6 protein-coding genes are annotated in these 4,054 nt (G+C 53.4%); 3 read left to right on the top strand and 3 right to left on the bottom strand.

Features of this window, described 5'->3' with window-relative positions:
• Nucleotides 1-781 (top strand): M23 family metallopeptidase (locus AC1HCM_RS08820; RefSeq protein ID WP_479461398.1); only part of this gene is annotated, 781 nt, incomplete at its 5' end.
• Between the two features lies 1 nt (nucleotide 782).
• Nucleotides 783-1,178, top strand: a complete 396-nt coding sequence (locus AC1HCM_RS08815; RefSeq protein ID WP_479461397.1) for a bactofilin family protein — start codon at nucleotides 783-785, stop codon at nucleotides 1,176-1,178.
• Here the strand turns inward: AC1HCM_RS08815 and AC1HCM_RS08810 are convergent.
• The 3 genes from AC1HCM_RS08810 to AC1HCM_RS08800 are packed head-to-tail and all read right to left on the bottom strand — an operon-like array spanning nucleotide 1,162 to nucleotide 3,896.
• Entirely contained in the window at nucleotides 1,162-2,088 is a 927-nt protein-coding gene (locus AC1HCM_RS08810; RefSeq protein WP_479461396.1) for a ketopantoate reductase family protein, read from the bottom strand. The genes AC1HCM_RS08815 and AC1HCM_RS08810 overlap by 17 nt on opposite strands.
• A gap of 1 nt (nucleotide 2,089) precedes the next feature.
• Nucleotides 2,090-3,064, bottom strand: a complete 975-nt coding sequence (locus tag AC1HCM_RS08805; protein ID WP_479461395.1) for a polysaccharide deacetylase family protein — start codon at nucleotides 3,062-3,064, stop codon at nucleotides 2,090-2,092.
• Nucleotides 3,042-3,896 carry a glucosaminidase domain-containing protein gene (locus AC1HCM_RS08800; protein WP_479461394.1) on the bottom strand — a complete coding sequence of 285 codons (855 nt, stop codon included), beginning with the start codon at nucleotides 3,894-3,896 and terminating at the stop codon, nucleotides 3,042-3,044. Before AC1HCM_RS08800 ends, AC1HCM_RS08805 begins: the two co-directional genes overlap by 23 nt.
• A gap of 19 nt (nucleotides 3,897-3,915) precedes the next feature.
• Here AC1HCM_RS08800 and AC1HCM_RS08795 point away from each other — a divergent pair.
• The coding region (locus AC1HCM_RS08795; RefSeq protein ID WP_479461399.1) for a 2'-deoxycytidine 5'-triphosphate deaminase domain-containing protein at nucleotides 3,916-4,054 on the top strand (139 nt) is incomplete at its 3' end.

The raw sequence follows: 4,054 nt of genomic DNA, 5'->3' as shown, positions 1-4,054 counted from the left end.
GAGCTACAAGGTAAACACCCGTTTCCTGAAGGGTGCACTCCTCTCCTCCGGGCTCTTCCTGACGGGGCTTCTGACCTTCTCGGTGTTCTCCATAGTTGAGAACAGGTCCCTTAAAAACGAGCTTGCGGAGCTTAAGAGTGAAAGGGACAGCCTACAGACCCTCCTCGCAAAGGAGCAGGAGAGAAACAGCTACCTTCAGCAGTTCAAAGAGAAGGTAAAGGTGCTGGAAGGGAAGCTCGTCACGATAGACAAGTTCCTCAGGAGGAAGGGGATAAGAAGGGTGCCCAGCGGTGTCGGAGGTGGTGCCAAGAGGGTTGATATACTTGACGTTGAGTACGTTGACTTCCTTCACAAGGAAGCGGACAAGTTCCGCAAGTACCTGAGCAGGATACCCCTTGGACCTCCCGTATGGGGGAGGATAACATCAGGGTACGGCTACAGGATAGACCCCTTCACTGGAAAGTATGAGTTCCATGACGGCGTTGATATAAAGGCTCCCTACGGTACCAGGGTTAGGGCGACCGCCGACGGGAAAGTCATCTACGCTGGGTGGAAGTCTGGTTACGGCAAGGTGGTGATACTCAGGCACGCATACGGCTTCAGGACTATGTATGCTCACCTTTCAAGGATAAAGGTCAGAGCCGGTCAGTGGGTCAAGTCGGGAGATGTTGTGGGCTACGTGGGCTCCACAGGAAGGTCAACGGGTCCCCACGTTCACTACGAGGTGTGGAGGTACTCAAAGCGTGAGAACCCAATAAAATACATGTATGTGAGGTGGTGATATGTTTGGAGGAAAGAAGAAGAGCATAGAGGAGCTTGAAGCAGGAGATGTTAACACCCTGATAGGTGAAGGCTGCTTCTTTGAGGGTAACCTGAACCTCTCAACCGCCACGAGGATAGACGGAAGGGTCAAGGGAAACATCCACAGTGAGGGGATGCTCATAATAGGCGAGTCGGGAAGCGTTGAGGGCGATATAAACTGCAGCGAGGTTCTTATACACGGGACGGTAAGGGGCAACGTCACTGCCCGCAGGATTGAGCTCAGGAGAGGGGCGAGCCTGAGCGGTGATGTGAGAACTGACATCTTCACAATAGAAGAGGGTGCTCTCTACAACGGGCACTGCTCAATGGGTGGCTCTCCAGTCCCGGAGACGGAAGGTGTCAGCGTTCCCGATTGATGAGCTCTTTTGCCTTCACGAGCTCGGTTATGAGCTCGTTCACCGGTGTGTTTACACCGCATCTCCTTCCCAGCTCGGCTATAGCTCCGTTGAGGGAGTCTATCTCCGTTCTACCCCTCTTTATATCTCTCAGCATTGAGGGGTAGTGGGCTGAGGTCGGTGGTATGAGCTTTTCGTAAAAGACCTTCCTGTAGTCCTCTGGCTTTTTCCAGAAGGTCTCAATACCCGCGCAGCGGGTCACTTCAAAAACCTCATCAATTATCCTGTCCATGAGCTTCCTCGTGTGGGGATTCCCGGCAAGGGTTCCGTAGTTTACCTCAAGCAGAGCTCCGAGAGGGTTCAGGGCGCAGTTGTAAATTATCTTGTCCCACAGGTACTTGTAAACTTCCCTCTCGTAGCGGGTAGGTATCCCAGCCTCGGTGAAGGTTCGGGCAAGCTCTCTTAACCTTTCCTCTGAGAGCTTCCCGGAGGGGTCTCCTATCACGACGTCGTCGGCAGAGACTGTTATCCTTATGTGCCCGGGAGAGATGAGCTCTGAGCCGAATATAACCCTTGCGAGGATGACCTTCCCCTCTCCATAAAGGCTGACAGCCTTCTCGTAGTTCCCGTAGCCGTTCTGGGCTATCATCAGTAGGGTGTTCTCTCCCACAACTCCCCTCACGCTCCTGAGGGCTTCCTCCGTATCGTAGGACTTGACCGATATGATTATCAGTTCGGGCGTAAAGGGCAGCTCTCCGGGACTTTCAACGGTTCTCACGGGCACTTCAAACTCCCCCCATATACCCTCAACCCTTATGCTTTCAATTCTTCTTCCCCTCTTGGTAAGACCGAAGGCGTCGTGTCCAGCCCTGCTGAGGAAGGCAAGGTAAGCACTGCCTATAGCTCCGACACCCACAACGAGGACCTTCATATCAATCGCTCCTTATCACCATCCAGAAGCTCTCAGCCCACACTCCCCTCTTCCTATCCCAGCACTTGACACCTATCCTGTTCCACCTCCTCTTTAGCTCGGGTAGGTCTTTCCTGAGGACTAAGTCGCCCTCCTTGGGGACAGCCTTCCAGCCGAGCTCGGTTATGTAGATACGGCACCTGTCGTAGCTGTGAGGGAAGAGGAGCTCAGCTCCTACAGCCTGTGGTGGATTTTCCTCAAGGAAGCCGTAGCCGGGTATGAGCCTTTTGAGGGGAAGGGGCTCCCTGCGGAGCTTCTTTTTGAAGTTCTCCATTCTGCTCCAGCTCCCGACTATAGCCTGCCTCGGGATCCTGTAGAGCTCTGTGTAAACACCCACGTTGCCCGGGTCCTGGGTGAAGACCGCCTCGTATCCTCTATCCCTCAGTACCCTGAGTATCTGCCTGTTGTAGTAACCGAAGGGGAGGGCGTAGAACCTCGGTTTCCTGCCAAAGAGCCTCTCAAACCTCCTCTCGCTCCTCTCAAGGTCCCTTACAAAGGCACCCGGGTCCTTCATCAAGCCGAAGGCTCTGTGGGAGTAAGAATGGTTCTCAAACTCAACCTTTCCATACTCCTTCATCTCCTCTATATCCTCATAGGTCAAGAAGTCGGGATACCTACCTACAGCCTCCATGTAGAGGAAAACGGTGAAGGGGAAGCCGAACCTCCGGAGTATCCTGAAGGCTTCCATGGTTGAGCGGTAGCCATCGTCTATGGTAATTACCACCGTTCTTTCGGGTATATCCCTTCCCTTTTTCAGGTAGCTTACGAGCTCGCTCAGGGGTATAACGTTGTAGCCTTCCTCCTTCAGGTATCTCATCTGTGCTTCAAAATCCTCAAGGCTCACCGAAGTGGTAGGATGCCTCTCATCCCCGAACCTGTGGTAGAGCAGTATGGTTGCGTGCCCTGCAAAGAGCTCAGTAGATATAAGAAGGGTCAAGAACGCAAAGGTCAAAACGCCTGAGGTTGTTCCTCTCAATGATTCTCTTAACCTTCTCCACATAGCGCCTCCTCTCTATGGAGTATAAGCTCAAGAACTCCGAGAGCTTGAGGGGGTCGTAACCCTTCAACCTCCCCTCCCTGAACTTCCTGTAAGCCCAGCCAACGTTCACGTTAAATATGTAATCCCTCACCGAGTCAAGGATTGAGCTGTACCTTCTAAGGAGAGCCCTGCCCCCTTCAGCCTCTATCACATTGTCGTCCCTCCTGAAAGCCCACACGCCGAACAGGTTGTTTCCCTCAACGAAGAAGCGGGAAGTCCCCCAGCCGCTCTCAAGGGCAGCCTGGGCTATCACAAGGCTTGGGGGAACTGGATGAGCCTTGAGCACAGCGTCCTCTATCGTGTCAGACCTACACCTCCTGAGGATGCTCTCAACGAACCTCACCTCCTCCCTGCTCAGCTTGTATCTCCTCCTCAGCTTTTCAAGGACACGCACAAGGTTCTCCCTCATAGCCCTGACCTCATAGTTGACGATGAGAACAGAGGGGAGAACAAGGTCTATGAACCTCCTCTTCCTCTCGGCGGGAGGAAGATTGGCGAGGGAAACCACCTTGGTGTAGGTAACGGGAAGTACAGAGTCACACTTCACCGGAAGTATATCATCGGGAGAGAGCAGGACCCTGTAGATGACCTTCACCTTGGGCAGGTCAATGACCGTCAGCTGGGAAGAGAGGACCTTCTTAACATCGCCCGCCGGGGGCAGGAATTTCAGGCACAGGGATAGGACCGTACCCGCAAGGAGGACAAAGATTAGGGAGGAGAACCTTTTCATGCCTTTATAATTTTATTAGATGATTCTCAGCGACAGGAGCATTAAGGAGCTGATTGAGAGGGGAGAGCTTATAGTTGAGCCCCTGTCTCCCTCTCAGGTTCAGTGCTCATCCCTTGACCTGAGGCTGGGGAAGGAGTTCGCCAGGTACGTGGGCTCCG

Source organism: Hydrogenivirga sp., assembly GCF_056450045.1.
Note: the sequence above shows the minus strand (reverse complement) of the source record. Positions and strands in the feature narration are given on the sequence as shown.

What these genes read in the sequence shown, in the direction of transcription:
- AC1HCM_RS08815 (WP_479461397.1), top strand. Translation starts at nt 783, where the DNA reads ATGTTTGGAGGAAAGAAGAAGAGCATAGAGGAGCTTGAAGCAGGAGAT.
- AC1HCM_RS08810 (WP_479461396.1), bottom strand. Translation starts at nt 2,088, where the DNA reads ATGAAGGTCCTCGTTGTGGGTGTCGGAGCTATAGGCAGTGCTTACCTT.
- AC1HCM_RS08800 (WP_479461394.1), bottom strand. Translation starts at nt 3,896, where the DNA reads ATGAAAAGGTTCTCCTCCCTAATCTTTGTCCTCCTTGCGGGTACGGTC.